15 protein-coding genes and 1 pseudogene are annotated in these 17,288 nt (G+C 63.4%); 11 read left to right on the forward strand and 5 right to left on the reverse strand.

All coding sequences use genetic code 11. The annotated features are described in order from the left end of the window. Positions 1 to 30: 30 nt before the first annotated feature. The 3 genes from M3484_RS13735 to murJ are packed head-to-tail and all read left to right on the forward strand — an operon-like array spanning position 31 to position 5,624. Positions 31 to 1,203, forward strand: a complete 1,173-nt coding sequence (locus tag M3484_RS13735) for a penicillin-binding protein activator (protein WP_249497311.1) — start codon at positions 31 to 33, stop codon at positions 1,201 to 1,203. Further along, on the forward strand, positions 1,163 to 4,036 hold the full coding sequence (locus M3484_RS13740) for a [protein-PII] uridylyltransferase (RefSeq protein WP_249497312.1): 2,874 nt from the start codon (positions 1,163 to 1,165) through the stop codon (positions 4,034 to 4,036). The genes M3484_RS13735 and M3484_RS13740 overlap by 41 nt, the downstream gene beginning before the upstream one ends. A gap of 37 nt (positions 4,037 to 4,073) precedes the next feature. Continuing rightward, positions 4,074 to 5,624 carry a murein biosynthesis integral membrane protein MurJ gene (gene murJ, locus M3484_RS13745; RefSeq protein WP_249497313.1) on the forward strand — a complete coding sequence of 517 codons (1,551 nt, stop codon included), beginning with the start codon at positions 4,074 to 4,076 and terminating at the stop codon, positions 5,622 to 5,624. 3 nt (positions 5,625 to 5,627) lie between these two features. Here the strand turns inward: murJ and M3484_RS13750 are convergent, their stop codons facing one another. Next, positions 5,628 to 6,473 (reverse strand): EamA family transporter, encoded by an 846-nt coding sequence (locus tag M3484_RS13750; RefSeq protein ID WP_092899734.1) that lies wholly within the window; start codon positions 6,471 to 6,473, stop codon positions 5,628 to 5,630. A gap of 107 nt (positions 6,474 to 6,580) precedes the next feature. Beyond that, positions 6,581 to 7,270, reverse strand: a complete 690-nt coding sequence (locus M3484_RS13755) for a rhomboid family intramembrane serine protease (RefSeq protein ID WP_249497314.1) — start codon at positions 7,268 to 7,270, stop codon at positions 6,581 to 6,583. 89 nt (positions 7,271 to 7,359) lie between these two features. Between M3484_RS13755 and trpS the strand changes: the two genes are divergently transcribed. From trpS to M3484_RS13785, 6 genes are all read left to right on the forward strand, one after another. After that, positions 7,360 to 8,421 carry a tryptophan--tRNA ligase gene (trpS, locus tag M3484_RS13760; RefSeq protein WP_249497315.1) on the forward strand — a complete coding sequence of 354 codons (1,062 nt, stop codon included), beginning with the start codon at positions 7,360 to 7,362 and terminating at the stop codon, positions 8,419 to 8,421. A gap of 281 nt (positions 8,422 to 8,702) precedes the next feature. Further along, positions 8,703 to 9,044: a hypothetical protein gene (locus M3484_RS13765; RefSeq protein WP_249497316.1), complete on the forward strand. Its 342-nt coding sequence runs from the start codon at positions 8,703 to 8,705 to the stop codon at positions 9,042 to 9,044. Between the two features lie 215 nt (positions 9,045 to 9,259). Beyond that, positions 9,260 to 9,763, forward strand: coding sequence for a type III secretion system chaperone family protein (locus M3484_RS13770; protein ID WP_249497317.1), 504 nt, complete (start codon positions 9,260 to 9,262; stop codon positions 9,761 to 9,763). A 33-nt stretch (positions 9,764 to 9,796) separates the two neighbouring features. Beyond that, positions 9,797 to 10,609, forward strand: coding sequence for a pyrroline-5-carboxylate reductase (proC, locus tag M3484_RS13775; RefSeq protein WP_249497318.1), 813 nt, complete (start codon positions 9,797 to 9,799; stop codon positions 10,607 to 10,609). A gap of 8 nt (positions 10,610 to 10,617) precedes the next feature. Continuing rightward, positions 10,618 to 10,959 (forward strand): tRNA-binding protein, encoded by a 342-nt coding sequence (locus M3484_RS13780; protein ID WP_249497319.1) that lies wholly within the window; start codon positions 10,618 to 10,620, stop codon positions 10,957 to 10,959. A 98-nt stretch (positions 10,960 to 11,057) separates the two neighbouring features. Continuing rightward, entirely contained in the window at positions 11,058 to 13,277 is a 2,220-nt protein-coding gene (locus tag M3484_RS13785; RefSeq protein WP_249497320.1) for a heavy metal translocating P-type ATPase, read from the forward strand. A gap of 193 nt (positions 13,278 to 13,470) precedes the next feature. On the opposite strand, the gene M3484_RS13790 is transcribed toward M3484_RS13785, so the two are convergent. After that, the gene (locus M3484_RS13790; protein ID WP_249497321.1) at positions 13,471 to 14,490 is read right to left on the reverse strand and encodes a phosphotransferase enzyme family protein; all 1,020 of its coding nucleotides are present in this window, start codon (positions 14,488 to 14,490) and stop codon (positions 13,471 to 13,473) included. A 131-nt stretch (positions 14,491 to 14,621) separates the two neighbouring features. Between M3484_RS13790 and M3484_RS13795 the strand changes: the two are divergent. Then, a pseudogene (locus M3484_RS13795) lies at positions 14,622 to 15,303 on the forward strand (transposase). Positions 15,304 to 15,408: 105 nt separating this feature from the next. On the opposite strand, the gene M3484_RS13800 reads toward M3484_RS13795, so the two are convergent. Together M3484_RS13800 and M3484_RS13805 are read right to left on the reverse strand one after the other, a co-directional pair. Continuing rightward, positions 15,409 to 16,284, reverse strand: a complete 876-nt coding sequence (locus M3484_RS13800; RefSeq protein WP_171909551.1) for an MBL fold metallo-hydrolase — start codon at positions 16,282 to 16,284, stop codon at positions 15,409 to 15,411. A gap of 465 nt (positions 16,285 to 16,749) precedes the next feature. Beyond that, complete coding sequence (locus M3484_RS13805; protein ID WP_249497322.1) at positions 16,750 to 16,995, reverse strand: beta/alpha barrel domain-containing protein; 246 nt, start codon at positions 16,993 to 16,995, stop codon at positions 16,750 to 16,752. Positions 16,996 to 17,016: 21 nt separating this feature from the next. Here M3484_RS13805 and M3484_RS13810 point away from each other — a divergent pair, with 21 nt between their 5' ends. Next, positions 17,017 to 17,226, forward strand: a complete 210-nt coding sequence (locus tag M3484_RS13810; RefSeq protein ID WP_249497323.1) for a hypothetical protein — start codon at positions 17,017 to 17,019, stop codon at positions 17,224 to 17,226. The last annotated feature ends 62 nt before the right edge of the window (positions 17,227 to 17,288 follow it).

Raw genomic sequence — 17,288 nt, forward strand, 5'->3', positions numbered from 1 at the left:
TTCAGGGCGGTTCCCGCGTGAGGAGACCTGATGTTGTCCGCATTCCCGATGGCCCGCAAGTCCCTGGGCCGGTTCCTTTTTGTCTTCTTCGCGCTCTTTGCCGCCGCCTGCGTTCCGCAAGACGGCGGCGGCGGCACGCCCGGCAAATCCGACCGTTCAAAGCCGGTACAGATTGCATTGCTGGTGCCGGGCGGGTCGGGCCAGGCCAGTGATCAGGTCCTGGCCAACAGCCTGACCAATGCCGCGCGCCTTGCCGCAGCCGATCTCTCGGGCGTTAAAATCGACCTTCGCATCTATCAGACCGGCGGCAACCCGTCCCAGGCCTCGGCGGCTGCAATCCAGGCCGTGGCCGAAGGCGCCGAGATCATCCTTGGCCCGGTTTTCGCGCAGGAGGCCAATGCCGCAGGCGTCGCCATGGCCGGCAAGGGCATCAATGTTCTCGCCTTCTCGAACAATGTCGATATCGCCGGCGGCAATGTCTTTGTGCTGGGCCCGACCTTCGACAATGCGGCCCGCCGCATGGCGTCTTATGCGGTCAGACAGGGCCGCAACCGCATCATGATCGTGCATGAAAAGAACAGCGCGGGCGAGGCCGGCAAACGCGCCATCCAGCGTGGTGTCTCGGCCGCAGGCGGCACTGTCGTAGGTGTCTCCGGATATGATTTCAGCCAGCAAGGCGTGTCGGCTGCTGCACCGGGCATCGTTTCCACCGTGCGTGACACCGGGGCATCGGCCGTATTCCTGACTGCGGATACCGCGGGCGCACTGCCGCTTTTGAGCCAGCTGTTGCTGGACAATGGGCTTGACCGCAATGCCGCGAAATTCCTTGGTCTGACCCGTTGGGATGTGCCTGCACAGACGCTGGGCCTGCCGGGCGTCCAGGGCGGCTGGTTCACCCTGCCCGACCCCAATCTTTATGCACAGTTCCAAAATCGCTACCAGGCCTCTTACGGCGCGGCGCCGCATCCGATTGCCGGTCTCGCCTATGACGGGATCGCTGCCATCGGCGCGCTTGCGCGGCAGGGCAACGACCTGTCCGCAGGCTCGCTGACGCAGAATGCCGGTTTCGTAGGCGTCTCCGGCATCTTCCGGCTGCGCAGCAATGGCACCAATGAACGCGGCCTCGCCGTCGCCGAAATCCGCAACAATCAGGTGGTCGTGATTGACCCTGCGCCCCGCAGCTTCTCCGGCGCCGGGCTCTGATCCCGCCCCGCGCAAGCGGGCAGGACAGGGCGCCTCCGGAACCGGCCCTGAACCGGACGACAAGGCAGCCGGATTTGTTCCGGCTGCCGTCCCGCTTTTGCTGCCCGAAGACGCGATCATCGACACAGAGGCCGTGACGGCAGCGATCCTTGCCGATCTTGCGCCCGGGCTTGACGGAAAGGCCTTGCGCGCCGTTGCGGTCGCGCATCTGGCTGCGGCAAAAACCCGCGCCAATGCCGCCCTGGCCGAGGCATTCCGCGACCATCCGGCCGAGGCAAGGCCGCTGATCTCGGCCCAGGCCTGGCTGACGGATCAGCTGGTGATCATCGCCTTCACCATCGCGCAAAAGCTGCATCCGGTGGCGCTCCCGACCGATGCCGAACGGCTCGCGATCCTCGCGGTCGGCGGTTACGGCCGCGCCGAGATGGCGCCGCATTCCGATATCGACCTTCTGTTCCTGACCCCGATGAAAACCACGCCATGGGCGGAATGCGTGGTTGAATCAATGCTTTACATGCTCTGGGATCTGAAGCTGAAGGTGGGCCATGCGGTCCGGACCATCCGCGATTGCCTCCGCCTTGCGCGCGAAGACATCACGATCCGCACCGCGATGCTCGAGAAACGCTTTATCACTGGTGACAAGGCGCTGGCCGGGGAACTGGCCGAAAAGCTCTGGAATGAGGTTTTCCGCAAAACCGGCCCTGAATTCATCGAGGCAAAACTCGCGGAGCGGGCAGAGCGCCACCGCCGCCAGGGCGGCCAGCGCTATGTGCTGGAACCCAATGTCAAAGAGGGCAAGGGGGGGCTGCGCGACCTCCAGACGCTGTATTGGATCGGCAAATATCTGCACAGGGTGCCGAAAGCGGCGGGCCTGGTGAATGCCGGTCTCTTCACCCGCGAGGAATATGAGACCTTCCGCGCCGCTGAGGATTTCCTCTGGGTGGTGCGCAGCCATCTGCATTACATCACCGGCCGTCCGACCGATCAGCTGACCTTCGATCTCCAGCCCGAGGTGGCTTTGCGCATGGGCTATAAGGATGCCCGTGGCCGGCGCGCGGTCGAGATCTTCATGCAGGATTACTTCCGCCACGCCACCCGCGTCGGCGAGCTGACCCGCATCTTCCTGACCGGGCTCGAGGCACGGCATGCCAAGCGCGAAGCCTCGCTGATGGGGCTGTTCAAGCTGACCAAACGCGTCCGTCCGGGCTATCGCCTGGTTCAGGGCCGGATCGACGTGGTGAACCCTGCAGAGTTCCTGAAAGACAAACTGAATCTGTTGCGGGTTTTTGAGGAAGGGCTGCGGACCGGCTATCTGCTGCATCCGAATGTCATGCGCCTGGTCACCGCGAACCTCGCACTGATCGATGACGAGATGCGCGAAGACCCGGAAGCGGCGCGGATCTTCCTCGATCTGTTGCTGAAACATGGCAACCCGGAACGCAGCCTGAGGCGGATGAACGAGCTGGGCGTACTGGCCGCATTCATCCCTGAATTCGAACCCATCGTCGCGATGATGCAGTTCAACGTCTACCATTCCTACACGGTGGATGAACACACGATCCAATGCATCTCGACACTGGCGCAGATCGAGCGCGAAGAGCTGATCGAAGAACTGCCCTTGTCGTCGGAAATCCTCAAGACCGGCGTGAGCCGCAAGGTGCTTTATGTCGCGCTTTTGCTGCATGATATCGGCAAGGGCCGGCCCGAGGATCATTCGATCCTCGGCGCCCAGATCGCCCGGCGGGTGACGCCGCGCCTCGGGCTGAGTGATGAAGAATGCGAGACGGTCGAATGGCTGGTGCGCTGGCATCTTCTGATGTCCGATATGGCGCAGAAACGCGATATCGGCGATCCGCGCACGGTCAGGGATTTTGCCAAAGCGGTAAAGACCCGCAAACGCCTTGACCTGCTGACGGTGCTGACGGTCTGCGATATCCGGGGTGTCGGGCCGAACACCTGGAACAACTGGAAAGCGATGCTGCTGCGTCAGCTCCACCAGGTCACCGCCGAGGCGCTGGAGGCGGGGCTGGAAACCGTCAATCGCGAGAACCGTGCCGATGAGGCAAGGCGGGCCCTGCGCGAGGCCCTGCCCGACTGGGACGCCAAAGACCTGCGTGCCGAGACGCAGCGCCATTATCCGCAATACTGGCAGGGGCTGGAAACTTTGACCCAGGCCGTTTTCGCGCGGCTCCTGCTCGGGATCGGCGATGACGAGATCCGCATCGACCTGGAGCCGGATCTCTCGCGTGATGCCACCCGCGCCTGTTTCGCACTGGCCGATCACCCCGGCATTTTCTCGCGGCTCGCGGGCGCACTGGCGCTGGTGGGCGCGAATGTGGTCGATGCCCGCACCTATACGTCAAAAGACGGCTATGCCACGGCGGTGTTCTGGGTTCAGGATGCCGAGGGCCACCCTTATGAGATTTCCCGCCTGCCCCGGCTGCGCGGCATGATCGAAAAGACGCTGCGTGGTCAGGTTGTGGCGCGCGAGGCCCTGAAAGATCGCGACAAGGTGAAACGGCGCGAGCGGGAATTCCGCTTCCCGACCCATATCACCATCGATAACGAAGGCTCGGATATCTACACGATCATCGAGGTCGATACCCGCGACCGCCCGGGTCTGCTTTATGACCTGACCCGGACGCTGGCGAATAACAACATCTCGATCGTTTCCGCGGTGATCGCGACTTACGGTGCCCAGGTGGTCGACACATTCTATGTGAAAGACACGTTCGGGCTGAAACTGCACGAAAAACGGCGCCAGGAAGCGCTGGAAAAAAAGCTGCGCCAGGCGATAAGCGATGGTGCGGAACGGGCGCAGGCCCAGGGCTGAACGAAACAGATCGCAGGCGCGAGGAGCAGATCCCGAAATGAAACCGATCCGGCTGGTGGCGGGGTTCCTCACCGTAGGCTTCTGGACGCTGATTTCACGCGTCGCGGGCCTCGTGCGAGATATGTTCATGGCGGCCTATCTTGGCGACGGGCCCGTCAGCCAGGCGCTGGTCGCGGCGCAATCCCTGCCAAATATGTTCCGCAGGCTCTTTGCCGAGGGCGCCTTCAACATGGCATTCGTGCCAATGTATGCCAAAAAGCTTGAAGCAGGCGAGGATGCCAATGGCTTTGCCCGCGATGCGTTCTGGACAATGGCGGCCTTTCTCGCGGTCTTTTCGGCGGTCTGTATCGTGGCCATGCCGGTGCTGGTCTGGATCCTCGCAGCCGGCTTCGAGGTGGATACCCGCTTTGATCTGGCGATCACCTATGGCCGGATCGCGTTCCCCTATATCCTCTTCATCTCGCTGACCGCCCTCTTGTCAGGGGTGCTAAACTCGATGGGGCGCTTCCTTGCGACCTCGGCGGTCACCGCGCTTTTGTCGCTGACGATGATCGCCGGCATGATCTTTGCGCGCCGGTTCGACTGGGACATGGGCATCACGCTGGCCTGGGCGATCTCGATCTCGGGCGTGTTGCAGCTTGTGGCCGTCTGGTTCGCGCTGAAGCGGCTCGGGTTTTCGCTGCCCTTCCAGCTGCCGAAATGGACGCCCGAGCTGAAACGCCTTGCCATCATCGCCGCGCCGGCAGCACTTGCTGGGGGCGTGGTCCAGGTCAATCTCGTCGTGGGCCGCCGGGTGGCGAGCTATACCGATGGCGCCATGACCTGGCTTTACAATGCCGACCGGCTTTATCAGCTGCCGCTGGGGGTGGTGGGGATCGCGATTGGCGTGGTCCTGCTGCCGGAACTGGCGCGGCGGCTGCGCGCCTCGGATGCCGAAGGCGCGCGGTTCAGCTTTTCGCGCGGGGCGGAATTTGCGCTTTTGCTGACCCTGCCGGCAGCGGTCGCGCTGATCGTGATCGCGCGGCCCATCATCGGCGTGATTTTCGAGCGTGGCGCCTATAGCGCCCATGCCGCCGACAATACCGCCCTGGCATTGGCGATCTACGGCGCGGGCCTGCCGGCCTTCGTGCTGCATAAAGTCTTGCAACCGCAGTTTTACGCCCGCCATGACACGCGGCGCCCGTTCAATTATGCGGTGGTCGCGATGGTAGTGAACCTGGTTGTTGCCGTCGCGCTGATGCCCCTGATCGGCTTTCTCGCGGCGGCGATCGCGACCACAGTTTCGGCCTGGATCATGGTGGTTCAGCTCTGGCTTGGCTCGCGCAGCATGGGGATCTCGGCCACGATGGATGACCGGTTCCGCCAGCGGCTGCCCCGGATCATCCTGTCTTCGCTGCTGATGGGCGCGGTGCTGCTTGGGCTGGTCTGGGTCATGGGCGATGCCGTGACCGAAAAAGGCACCCGGACGCCTTTGCTTCTGGCCCTGGTTCTGGCGGGAATGGTGAGTTACTTCCTCGCCGCGACGCTTACCGGTGCCATGAACCTCGCCGATCTTAAATCCTCGCTCAGGCGCGGAAAGCGGGCGTGAACCTCAGCGCGCCACCATGGCGCGCTGATTGATCAGAAGTGATGCGATCACCACCACAACCCCGGCGATTTGCAGCGCCGAGGGCATGATCTGCAACAGAGCCGCATCCAGCACCAGCGCCGTCACCGGCGTCAGCAGGATCAGCGGCATGATCGCGACCGCCCCCACGGCCTCGATCCCCCGGAACCACAACAGGAACGGGATCCCGGTCAGCACGATGGCAAGGATCACAAAGGCCACGATGTTCAGCCCGGTCAGCGGCCCCTGGAAATCGCCGATCAGAAGCGCGACCAGCGTCAGCTCGATACCGCCGATCAGAAGTTGCCAGGCGGTGAAAGAGGTGATGCTGATCCCCGGGCTGCCCCAGCGGCTGAGCAGCACGCCCCCGAGCGAGATCGACAGCACACAGCCCAGCATCGCGGCGACGCCGATCCCGTCAATCGCAGCTCCGTCCTTGAGTACCACCATCGCCACGCCCAAAAGACCCAGAAGCACCGCGAAGAATTGCAGCCCCGTCGGTCTTCGGTGCAGGATCCCCCAGGCCATCAGCAGCACGAGCACGGGCCCAAGCGCCTGAAACACCGCCGCGACACCGCCCTGGAGCCGCATCGCGCCGATGAAAAACAGCCCGAAGAAAAACCCGACATTCAGCGTGCCGAGGACGATCATCCGACCCCACCAGCCCGGCAGGGGCAGTTCGCGGCTCAGAAGAAACAGAAAGCCCGCACCGCCCACCGCCCGCACTGCACCGGCCATTTCCGGATGCGGCGGCAGCCAGCGCCCGGCCAGCATATAGGTAAAGCCCCAGAGAATGGTGCAGATGGCGGCTCCGGTTTTTGGTCCGATCATGGGTCTTTCCTGCGGCGCTTGTGATGCGCCCCTCTGTCACCCATCTCCGCCACAGGCGCAACCGACCGCCGCGCGCAGCCAGAATGCCCGGGCCGCACCATGCACGCTCAGCGGTTGCGCAGCCGCGCGCGAACCCGCCCCCAGCCGCCGGGACTGACAAGGAAGGACAGCGCAAAACCGGCGGCGAAACCGGCCACTTCGGCGATCCATTCAAAGCCGCCGCCGAACAGCACGCCGAACAGAAGCTGCACAAACAGAAGCATCCCGATCAGCGTGAAGGCGCGATAGCCATTCGAGCCGGTCCCGATCAGCTGCACCCATAAAAGGAAGGTAAAGGCGCCGATCAGCCCGTAAACCCCGGAATAGGCGCCGATCAGCGGGTAATTGTCATAGGGCACCAGGGCGATAAAGGCGAAGGCCCCGGCCCAGCTTGCCCCGTAAAACACGCCGAGGACAGCCCACCAGCGGAAAACCTCACCGACCATCTTGCCAAGCGCCAGCAACAGGACCACCGCAAACAGCGCGCTGGTCGTGGTCTGATGCACGAAGGGGAAGGCGACAAAGCGCAGAGCCAATTCGTCCCAGACCCGGTTGGCCCAGAAATACTCAACGACATTGCGCGCCACCGCGTAATCCATCAGGGCGCTCTGGCGCCAGCCAATGCCGCCCGGCCCTCCGATCACCCCGGCCTCGGCGAGACCCAGTACGATCTCGGCCGCAATCATCGGCAACGCCAATGCCCAGACAACCCAGGGCAGCTGGTTGATCGGGCTGGCATTCGGATCGGTATCATACATGCGGCACGCATCCCCTTCGGGCGCGATGTTGACGCCCCTCCTGCGAAGCCTTACGCCGTGCAGGTCAGTTTTTCCAGACGGAGAGCATCATGTCCTCGCAAGACATCCAGGGTCAGGGCGGCTCCAATCCAGGTTTCACGCCGCGGATCTTTTCCGGCATCCAGCCCTCGGGCGGGATGACGCTGGGGAATTACCTCGGCGCGCTGAAGCGCTTTGCCGAAAAGCAGGATGAGGGGATCGAGACGATCTATTGCGTCGTCGATCTGCATGCGATCACCGTCTGGCAGGACCCCGAAAAACTGCGCCACCAGACGCGCGAGATCACGGCGGCCTATCTGGCCAGCGGCATCGACCCGGCGCGCTCGATCATCTTCAACCAGAGCCAGGTGACGGGACATGCCGAGCTGGCCTGGATCTTCAACTGCGTCGCCCGCATCGGCTGGATGTACCGGATGACCCAGTTCAAGGACAAAACAGCCGGCAAGAATGCCGAGAATTCCTCGCTGGGCCTGCTGGCCTATCCCTCCCTGATGGCGGCGGATATCCTGCTTTATCACACGACCGGCGTGCCGGTGGGCGAAGATCAGAAACAGCATCTCGAACTGACCCGCGACATCGCGGCCAAGTTCAACCATGATTACGGTGTCAATTTCTTCCCGATCACCGAGCCGCTGATTGAGGGCACCGCGACCCGCGTGATGTCCCTGCGCGACGGCACGAAGAAAATGTCGAAATCCGACCCGTCAGATGCCAGTCGGATCAATCTCACCGATGATGCCGATACGATCGCGAAGAAGATCCGCAAGGCCACCACCGATCCGAACCCGCTGCCCGAGACCGTGGAGGGGCTGAAGGACCGCCCCGAGGCAAAGAACCTCGTGAATATCTACGCGGCCCTGGCCGGGATCAGCGCCGAATCGGTGATCCGGGAGTTCGCCGGCGCGCAATTCGGCACCTTCAAGCCGCGTCTCGCCGATCTGGCGGTGGCAAAGCTTTCGCCGATCACCGAGGCAATGAACCGCTATATGCAGGACCCGGCCGAGATCGACCGCATCCTTGGCGAAGGCGCTGCCCGCGCCGATGCCATTGCCAGCCCGATCCTTGCAAAAACGAAAGAGATTGTCGGCATGATCGGCTCGCGCGGCAGGTGATCGCGGCAGGCTGTCGGGCACAGGCCCGGACAGCCCCATTGTCATAAGCCTGAATCGAGGCGCTGGCAGGATCGGAGTCGCTTCGGGAGGTCCTGTCCCCCCTTTGCCGATGGGTCATCCCCTGCCCCTCCGGCACCACCCGATGACCTGGCCCCCGTGCAATCTGTACGGGGGTCACTTTCTGCCTGCGGGTACCTTTTCCATTTACACCGCCCCGGGCGGAGGCCATGATAAGTACGTTGTAACAACAGGCCGCGCCTCAGCGGCTATCTCCCATGAAAATGACAGGTTTTGACCGGCTGGCACGCGAAGTCTGTGCCAAATACGGTTTCTGCGGCTCTGGCCATACCGGGGTCTTCGTGCATTTTACCGATTTTCTTCCGGAAACCGGTCCGGTCACAGCCGAAGACTTCATCGACTGGCTGCTGATCGCCGACGGTTACGATCCGGAAAGGCAGGCAGAGGTCTTTGAAGAGTTCAGAGCCATCTTCCGTCCCATATTCGTAAAGCATATGGGCGCCGACTGCGTGGATGCCGGCTTGCTTTATTATTCTCCGGGCAGCAGCGACGGCCCCTTTCATCCATGCCGCTGGGCCAGACCGGGATCTTGGCCGAAACGCTGACCCGGATTGCGGCCTGCCCCGCAAGAATCGCAATTACCTGTGGAAACCCCGGTTTTCCACAGGATCCTCCACAACAAACTGCTTTACATGATTCGCGGAACGAATCAGGATAAATCAATATCTGGTGGGAGCTGTGGATAAATCCGCATAACCTTGCAGGTTCCCCAGCTTCTGGTGGTTATCCACAGGGCAGAAGCGTCATGATGAGGCCGGGCATGTCACTTTCCGAAGATTATCTGCTCTCGGATGAGATCCATCCCATCGATATCGTCGAGACGCTGGCCGCCAGCAATGCCTGGGAATTCGACCGCGTCACCGATGATCAGATCGCCATGGCGGTCGAAGGCCTGTGGCGCACCTATTCGCTGACCCTTGCCTGGTCCGACCAGGACGAGACATTGCGCCTGATCTGCACCTTCGAGATGGAGCCCCCCGAGGGCCGCATGGCCGAGCTTTACGAGCTGATCAACCGCTGCAATGACACGGTCTGGACCGGCGGTTTCACCTGGTGGGATGACCAGAAACTGATGGTCTGGCGCTATGGGCTCTGCCTTGCCGGCGGCCAGACGGCCGGGCCGGAACAGATCGACAAACTGATTTCCTCGGCGGTGCTGGCGGCCGAGCGCTTTTACCCGGCCTTCCAGCTGACCCTTTGGGGTGGCCGCGCGCCGGCGGATGCGATGAAAGTCGCCATTGCAGAGGCTTACGGCCGCGCCTAACCTCGCCGCCCGAACGGGCGGAAAGGCAGGACCATGTCAGCTGATATCAAAATCGAACACGGGCTTTTGCTGCTTGGTTGCGGCAAAATGGGATCGGCGCTGCTCAGGGGCTGGCTGGATTTCGGCGTGCCTGCCAGCAATGTCTGGGTGATCGAGCCGCATCCCTCGGACTGGCTGCAAGCAACCGGGGTACATCTGAATAAAGGCGTGCCGGACCGCGCGGAAATCGCCATTCTTGCCGTGAAACCGCAGATGATGGGTGCCGCGCTCCCGGGGCTGACCGCGCTTGGGAATGGCGAAACGCTGTTCATCTCAATCGCCGCCGGGACGACGATTGCCACGCTGGAACAGGTGCTTGGGGCCAGGACACCGATCGTCCGGGTGATGCCGAACACCCCGGCGATGGTCGGGCGTGGCATTTCGGGCCTTGTCGGCAATGCCCATGCCTCTGCTGCGCAGATCGCGCAATCACGGCTGTTGATGCAGGCCGTCGGCGAGGTGGTCGAGCTGGAGAACGAGGCCCAGATCGATGCGGTGACGGCCGTATCCGGCTCTGGCCCGGCCTATGTCTTCCATCTGATCGAAGCGCTGGCTGCCGCCGGTGAAGCCGAGGGCCTTTCCCCCGAGATCGCGATGAAACTGGCACGGGCGACCGTCACCGGCTCGGGCGAGCTGGCCCATCGCTCGGAAGACAGTGCTGAACAGTTGCGGATCAATGTGACCTCGCCCGGCGGCACCACCGCCGCCGCCCTTGCAGTGCTGATGGAAACGGAGACCGGTTTCCCGGCGCTTCTGAGGCGGGCGGTGAAAGCAGCGGCAGACCGCGGCCGGGAATTGGGCAAGTGAGCACGGAAATGACAGATCAGATCAGCTATGACGACTTCGCGAAGGTCGATATCCGGGTGGGCCGGATCATCGAGGCCGAACCTTTCCCCGAGGCCCGCAAGCCCGCTTTCAAGCTGCGCATCGATTTCGGGCCCGAGATCGGCGTGAAACGCTCTTCGGCCCAGATCACCAGGCATTACACGATTGAAGAGCTGATCGGTCGCCAGGTGCTGGCGGTGGTGAATTTCCCGCCGCGCCAGATCGGGCCGGTGCGCTCCGAGGTGCTGGTGCTGGGTGTGCCGGACGAGGCGGGCGAGGTTGTGTTGCTGAGCCCCGGCCATGAGGTACCGCTGGCCGGGAAAATGTTCTGACAAACCGCTTGCCCCTCTAGTGACTAGAGGGATTAGAACTGATTCGATGATAAAAGGCCGCTGCCGGGTCCCGCCGGGCAGTGGCCGGAGGATCGGTGATGCAAGAGACGAACAGACGTGAATGGCAGGTGGGGGGCATGGATTGTGCCTCCTGCACGGTGAAGGTGACGAAGGCAGTCGAAAAGCTGCCCGGCGTCGGCGATGTACGCGTTGCGCTGATGAGCGAGCGGCTTTCGGCAACGTTGAGCGAGGGTGGCGCCGGCCCCGAAGAGGTCGAAGCAGTGGTACGCCGGCTTGGCTATGAGATCAGCGCCGGCAAGGGCGGCCCGGCAACGCCACGGCCTGATCAGGATCACGGTAAGGCGGAAGACGATCCCGGTCATGGCGCCCCGGGCCATGTTCATTCGCATGATGATCCGGCAGATCGCGGCAAAGCCTGGTATGCGACGGGCAAAGGGCGGCTGGTGATCTTCACCGGCATCCTCCTGGCTCTGGCCTGGATTTTCGAGCTGCTGACCAATGCCGAATATGGCTATTGGGCCTTCCTGGCCGCCTGTGTGATCGGCGTCGCCCCGGTCGCGAAACGCGCTTTCGAAGCGTTGCGGATGGGTCAGCCCTTCACGATTGAAAGCCTGATGACCATTGCCGCCATCGGCGCGCTGTTCATCGGCGCGGCGGAAGAGGCGGCGCTGGTTGTCTTCCTCTTCGCGGTGGGCGAGGTGCTCGAAGGCGTTGCCTCGAACAAGGCACGTGACGGCATCCGCGCGCTGGCAAATCTCGTGCCGAAAACCGCATTGCTGGAAGAGGGCGGCACGACGCGTGTGGTGCAGGTCTCAGACCTTGCCATCGGGCAGACGGTCTTTGTGCGCCCCGGCGACCGGATCCCGGCGGATGGCACGATCCTTGAAGGGTCCAGCGGCATTGATGAAAGCCCGGTCACCGGCGAGAGTGTCCCTGTCACCAAAGGCCCTGAAGATGCCGTTTTCGCAGGCTCGATCAATACCGAAGCCGTGCTGCGCATCGCCGTCAGCCGCGAGGCCTCGGACAATACCATCGCCCGCATCATCCGCCTCGTCGAAGACGCGGAAGAGGCGCGCGCGCCCACCGAGCGCTTCATCGACCGCTTCTCGCGGTTTTACATGCCGGCCATTGTCGGGCTTTCAGCACTGGTGATCCTGATACCACCGCTTGTGGGTGGCGGCGACTGGGACACCTGGATCTATCGTGGTCTTGCGCTTTTGCTGATCGGCTGCCCCTGCGCGCTGGTGATTTCGGTGCCGGCCTCTATCGCCTCGTCGCTCTCTGCGGGCGCGAAAAAGGGGCTGCTGCTGAAAGGCGGTGCGGTAATCGAAGCTGCGGCCACCGTGCGCCGCATCGCCTTTGACAAAACCGGTACGCTGACGCATGGCAAGCCTGTCGTGACCGATCTGGTGGCGGCGCCAGGGGCAAGCGAGGCCGAACTTCTCGCGGTTGCAGGCGCGGTCGAGACCGGCTCGTCCCACCCGCTGGCCCGCGCGGTGCTGGACCGCATTGCAGCTGCGGGCATCACCGCTCTGCCCGCACGTGAAGCCCGGGCAATCATCGGCAAGGGTGTCGAGGCGCTGGTCACAATGTCGAAGGGCGAGGTCCGGGCCTGGGTCTCATCCCCCCACCATGCACATGCGAGTGGTGGCATCGACACCGCATTGAACGACCGCGCCGCCACGCTCGAATCCGAAGGCAAGACCGTGGTTGCGGTCCATGACGAGACGAGGGCCTTCGGCCTGATCGCCATGCGCGATGAACCCCGCAGCGACGCTGCCGATGCGATGCGGCAATTGCAGGCGATGGGGATCGGCGCGACCATCCTCACCGGCGACAATCCCCGCACCGCTGCCGCGATTGCAGGCGGTCTCGGAATGGAGTTCCGCGCCCAGATGATGCCCGAAGACAAGCTTGCGGTGATCCGCGAGATGGGGGCGGAAGGCGGCGTCATGATGATCGGTGACGGCATCAATGACGCACCGGCGCTGAAACAGGCGGGCGTGGGTGTCGCGATGGGCTCGGGCACCGATGTGGCGCTGGAGACGGCGGATGCTGCGATCCTGCGCGACCGGGTCTCGGATGTTCCGGCGCTGATCCGCCTGTCGCGCGCGACCATGGCGAATATCCGGCAGAACATCACCCTGGCCCTGGGGCTGAAGGCGGTGTTCCTGGTGACCTCGGTGCTGGGGATCACCGGGCTCTGGATCGCCATTCTCGCCGATACCGGCGCAACCGTGCTGGTGACGCTGAACGCGCTGCGGCTGCTGGCCTATGACCCGGGGCGCGAAGGCTGAGTTGGCGAGGCGCCCGGCCTGGCGTTTCGCCCTGAAGATGATGGACCTGCCAGCCCTCGCCAGGTTTGCCGCACTCTTCGCCTGCGTCTCCTTCCTGCTCAAAGGCGGCCCTGGCGCGGCCCGGGCCGTCTGCAGCGCGACGCGGGGGGGTCCGGGGGGTCTTAACCCCCCGGCCTTGCCAGAGAAATCCCCATCACCCGCGTGCAAGCCGCGCAAGCCAGGCCCGGCCAAGACGTGCGGTTCCTTCGGCGAAATGCGGAGCCATGGCCTGCGGCTCCGGCGCCTCGCTATGACTGCCGATCCAGGCCAGAAGCGCCATCCGCCGCAGCATGACAAATGTGTCGATCTCGCGCTCCTCCTCCTCGGACAGGGGCGCGATGTCGCGATAGCCGGCCACCCAGGCCGCGCGCAAAGCCGGAACCTGGGGGTGATCTTCCATAAAGCTCACCGCCGCCGCAAAGTCGTAAAGATACCAGCCGAGCCCGGAATCATCGAAATCAATCAAAACGGTACGTGACCCGTCGATCAGCAGATTGGTCAGCCGCATATCGCCATGGATCAGCCCATAGCGCGCCTGCCCCTTGCCCCAGGCCGCCAGCCGCAGGCGGATCATCTGCTCTGCTTTCTCCAGCACTTCGCGGATCTCAGGCGTCACATTCGGGCCAGCGCGCCAGTCGCCCCAGGTCGCGCCGGGCCCAAACACGGCCGCCTCATCCCAGACCAGCCGCTCCAGCGGTTCCGCCGATTGCCAGCCCCGTGCATGGATATGGGTTCTGGCTGCAATTGCCCCAAGGCTGCGAAACGGCGCCACCAAATCATCATCCGGCCCCGGCTGCCGGCCCGGCGCGAATTCGAACATCACCATGTAGCGCCCGGCATCGCGGCCCGCTTCAACTCCGGGCACCGGCGCCTCCTGCACCAGCGCGCCATTCACCCCGGCGATCACGGCAGGCGTATCGATCCCGGCATCGCGTGCCAGCGCCTGGCTCCAGGCCAGTTCCTGGCCGATGCCGGTCCGCGTGTGATAGCCCGGCCGATGCACCCGCAGCACCGCGCGAAACGCCCCCGCCTCCACCAGCCAGGTCAGGTTTTCGGCAATATTCAGAAGGCTCACTTCCGCGCCCGCCGGCACCGGCCAGAGCGGCAAGGCCGCTTCCACCATCTGGCGGATCATTACCAGCTCGTCTTCCAGCGCCACATCGGTCTTGGCCAAAACCCGGATCTCCCTGCGCGGTCCCGCCGTCGCATGCGGCTTTCACGGATCACAGATTTCGCCGCATGGGACGCGCCCTTCAAGCAGGAATGCCGGGACGTATGTGGTTTTTTTAACCGCGCGCGCCCTGCCTGACCCCGCTTTGCGCGCCTCCGGGTCGCGATCACCGCCATCGGACGCCGAGCGGGAAAAGCTATAACGACACGCTGTAGCGGTGCGGTTCCCTGCAGTTCTGGCCGGAGATGGACATAGTGTGGGTCGTGCCGAAGGTCGGAACCAACCCCCGGTGTTCAGCGATGCGGCTGTCCGGGTTTGTCTGATGGTGACAGCTCTGATCGGCCAGCCGCTTCGACAAACGACCAGAATTGTGACGAGCAGTCTCCCGATGGCCGGCCCTGACGGGCCGGTGCCGGGCTTTTCCGCCCTGCTCCGGGTCCGCTGAACCTGGCGGTGGGGCCTCCGGCACAGGGCGATGCCACCGCACGATCCTTGAGCGCGGCGGCATCGCGGTCACACCTATCTGCAGGAATGAACGACGATGGCGCGAGGACTGCCCTTGCCGCGAACGCCTGTGGCGACTTCGTCGGACTTACTCGGCACGAATGGCGCCCCTGTTCCTCCTCAACCTGGAAACCCTGGTCCGGATATCAGGTCCGAAGCGGGATCAAAGCAAAGATAAAGTACCTCAGGGCCTTCGGGGAACGCATCGCGTCACGCGATCCGGATCGCCAGACAGCAGACGTCCAGATCCGCGTGGCCCGCGTCACCTGCTTCACTGCTCCCGGCGCCACCGGGATCGAACGCATGGCCTGAGCTCAGCGGGGAAAGGGCCAGGTCCGGCTGGTGCCTGACTTCTGCAACAACGCCCAAAGGGCAAATCCGGGCGTGCCGGCCTGCCGTATTTGTCGTGCATGGCGATCACTCCCAGACGGTTCTGAACAGATCGAGCGGTATTTTCAGATAGCGCGTGCCATTGGCCTCACGCTCCGGCAGGCGGCCGGCATTGGTGTTCACCTGCAGCGCATGAAGGATCAGTTTTGGCATCGGCAGGGTCGCATCGCGCGCCTCGCGGACCGCGACGAAAGCGGCCTCACCCGGGTGTTTCGAGAGATGGATATTGGTTGCCCGCTGTTCGGCGACGGTGGATTCCCAGGCCGCCGCGCGCCCGCCCTGGCGGTAATCATGACCGGTGAAAAGCCGCGTCGCATCGGGAAGTGCCAGGATCTCCTGGATCGACTGCCACAGCATCCTGGCGCTGCCGCCGGGGAAATCGGCCCGTGCCGTGCCGGTATCGGGCATGAAAATCGTGTCATGGATGAAAGCCGCATCACCGATCACATAGCTGACCGACGCCATGGTGTGACCGGGCGAGAACATCACCCTGGCCGGGATTTCCCCGACCATGAATGTGTCGCCCTCGTCATAGAGCCTGTCCCATTGCGATCCGTCTGCGGCCATATCGCGGTTGTAAAACCCGTTCCACAGCGCCTGAACCTTTGTCACCTTCGCCCCGATCGCAATGGGCGCTCCGGTCTGCCGTTTCAGGTAATCTGCGGCCGAGAAATGGTCGGCATGGGGATGGGTGTCGAGGATCTGGTCAAGCCGGTATCCGCGCTCTGCGACAAAGGCCAGCAGGCGGTCGGCCTCGATTGTGGCGGTCGCGCCTGACTTCTCGTCATAATCCAGCACCGGGTCGATAATGACACAGGCCTTTGTGGCGGGGTCTGCCACCACATATTGAACCGATCCGGTGCGGGCCTCATAAAAGCCGGTGACCTCAGGACGGGGTATCATAGATGCCTCTTTATTCCGGACAAGTACAGGCAGCCTGTCGGCGCAGGTAGAAACATATGTTTTTCCGAAGATACCACATCACAGAAGGGAACAATATTCTACCCGATCAGCCTCTACAGGACGCTCTTCCTTTCAGATACAGGAAACCCGGGATCAGATCACGCAATCATTGCCGCCTTCGACAGGAATCTTCGCGCCGTTGGATCAGGAAACGAACGCTGTCCTCCACCAGCGCAACACCGCAGAGATCGCGCGCCCCGCCTTTCCACAAGCTATTGCCGCCACCCTGCAGCACGCGGCCCGGATTCTGCCCGATCAGGCGAGACGGGTAAGCCCTGAGTGCCAGCCCGGTGAGGCCGGACCGGCGGCCTCATCCCATTGGGTCCGCATCACAAACCTTCTCCGGGCATGATCCGGCCAGTGGTCCACGGGATCGCCCGCGATTAAACTGCATCTGGTTTGCCCTCAGGCAGTCAGGTGCCAGACTGTTTGGCGCTCTGCCAGATCGCAGTACATCTTATAGACTGCAGCGCCGCTCCGGCCCTCATGCACCAGGAAAGCCAGCGCCCTGACCATCGCAACCGGGCCTGAGACCTGGAACAGCTTGCGGGCCATATCTGTCCCCGCCGCGCCCTGGCCGATGGCGCGCGAAGCCATCTCCATTGCCTCGGACTCCGGCAGCTTCTTGTCACCCGTGATCACGACAGGCACCGGGCACATCTTCAGTGCCAGATGGAATCCAGTATTTCCGACCCCGCGCCATCTCTCTCCAAAGCGGAACGCCGGCGTGAATGGATTCTCCGGATCCTGATACCGGGCTCCACCACGCTGAATGATGTGCCTGATCTGACCGAATTCGACCTGATCCTGCCGGCGCGACCCGTGGCAAAGGCCTGTCTTCAGCGCATGCGCGGCGGCGGGGCAAATGCCGAGCTGGTCTGACAGGCTTTCTGCCCGCCAAAGCGCTTGATCCCGAAGCACTTGCCAGGTGTTATTGCGCTGTC

It is taken from the genome of Pseudomonas sp. GX19020 (assembly GCF_023371075.1).
Classification (GTDB): Bacteria; Pseudomonadota; Alphaproteobacteria; order Rhodobacterales; family Rhodobacteraceae; genus Pseudogemmobacter.

What these genes read in the sequence shown, in the direction of transcription:
- M3484_RS13755 (WP_249497314.1), bottom strand. Translation starts at nt 7,270, where the DNA reads ATGTATGATACCGATCCGAATGCCAGCCCGATCAACCAGCTGCCCTGG.
- M3484_RS13735 (WP_249497311.1), top strand. Translation starts at nt 31, where the DNA reads ATGTTGTCCGCATTCCCGATGGCCCGCAAGTCCCTGGGCCGGTTCCTT.
- M3484_RS13750 (WP_092899734.1), bottom strand. Translation starts at nt 6,473, where the DNA reads ATGATCGGACCAAAAACCGGAGCCGCCATCTGCACCATTCTCTGGGGC.
- M3484_RS13765 (WP_249497316.1), top strand. Translation starts at nt 8,703, where the DNA reads ATGACAGGTTTTGACCGGCTGGCACGCGAAGTCTGTGCCAAATACGGT.
- M3484_RS13800 (WP_171909551.1), bottom strand. Translation starts at nt 16,284, where the DNA reads ATGATACCCCGTCCTGAGGTCACCGGCTTTTATGAGGCCCGCACCGGA.
- M3484_RS13810 (WP_249497323.1), top strand. Translation starts at nt 17,017, where the DNA reads ATGGAATCCAGTATTTCCGACCCCGCGCCATCTCTCTCCAAAGCGGAA.
- M3484_RS13785 (WP_249497320.1), top strand. Translation starts at nt 11,058, where the DNA reads ATGCAAGAGACGAACAGACGTGAATGGCAGGTGGGGGGCATGGATTGT.
- proC (WP_249497318.1), top strand. Translation starts at nt 9,797, where the DNA reads ATGTCAGCTGATATCAAAATCGAACACGGGCTTTTGCTGCTTGGTTGC.
- M3484_RS13770 (WP_249497317.1), top strand. Translation starts at nt 9,260, where the DNA reads ATGTCACTTTCCGAAGATTATCTGCTCTCGGATGAGATCCATCCCATC.
- murJ (WP_249497313.1), top strand. Translation starts at nt 4,074, where the DNA reads ATGAAACCGATCCGGCTGGTGGCGGGGTTCCTCACCGTAGGCTTCTGG.
- M3484_RS13780 (WP_249497319.1), top strand. Translation starts at nt 10,618, where the DNA reads ATGACAGATCAGATCAGCTATGACGACTTCGCGAAGGTCGATATCCGG.
- trpS (WP_249497315.1), top strand. Translation starts at nt 7,360, where the DNA reads ATGTCCTCGCAAGACATCCAGGGTCAGGGCGGCTCCAATCCAGGTTTC.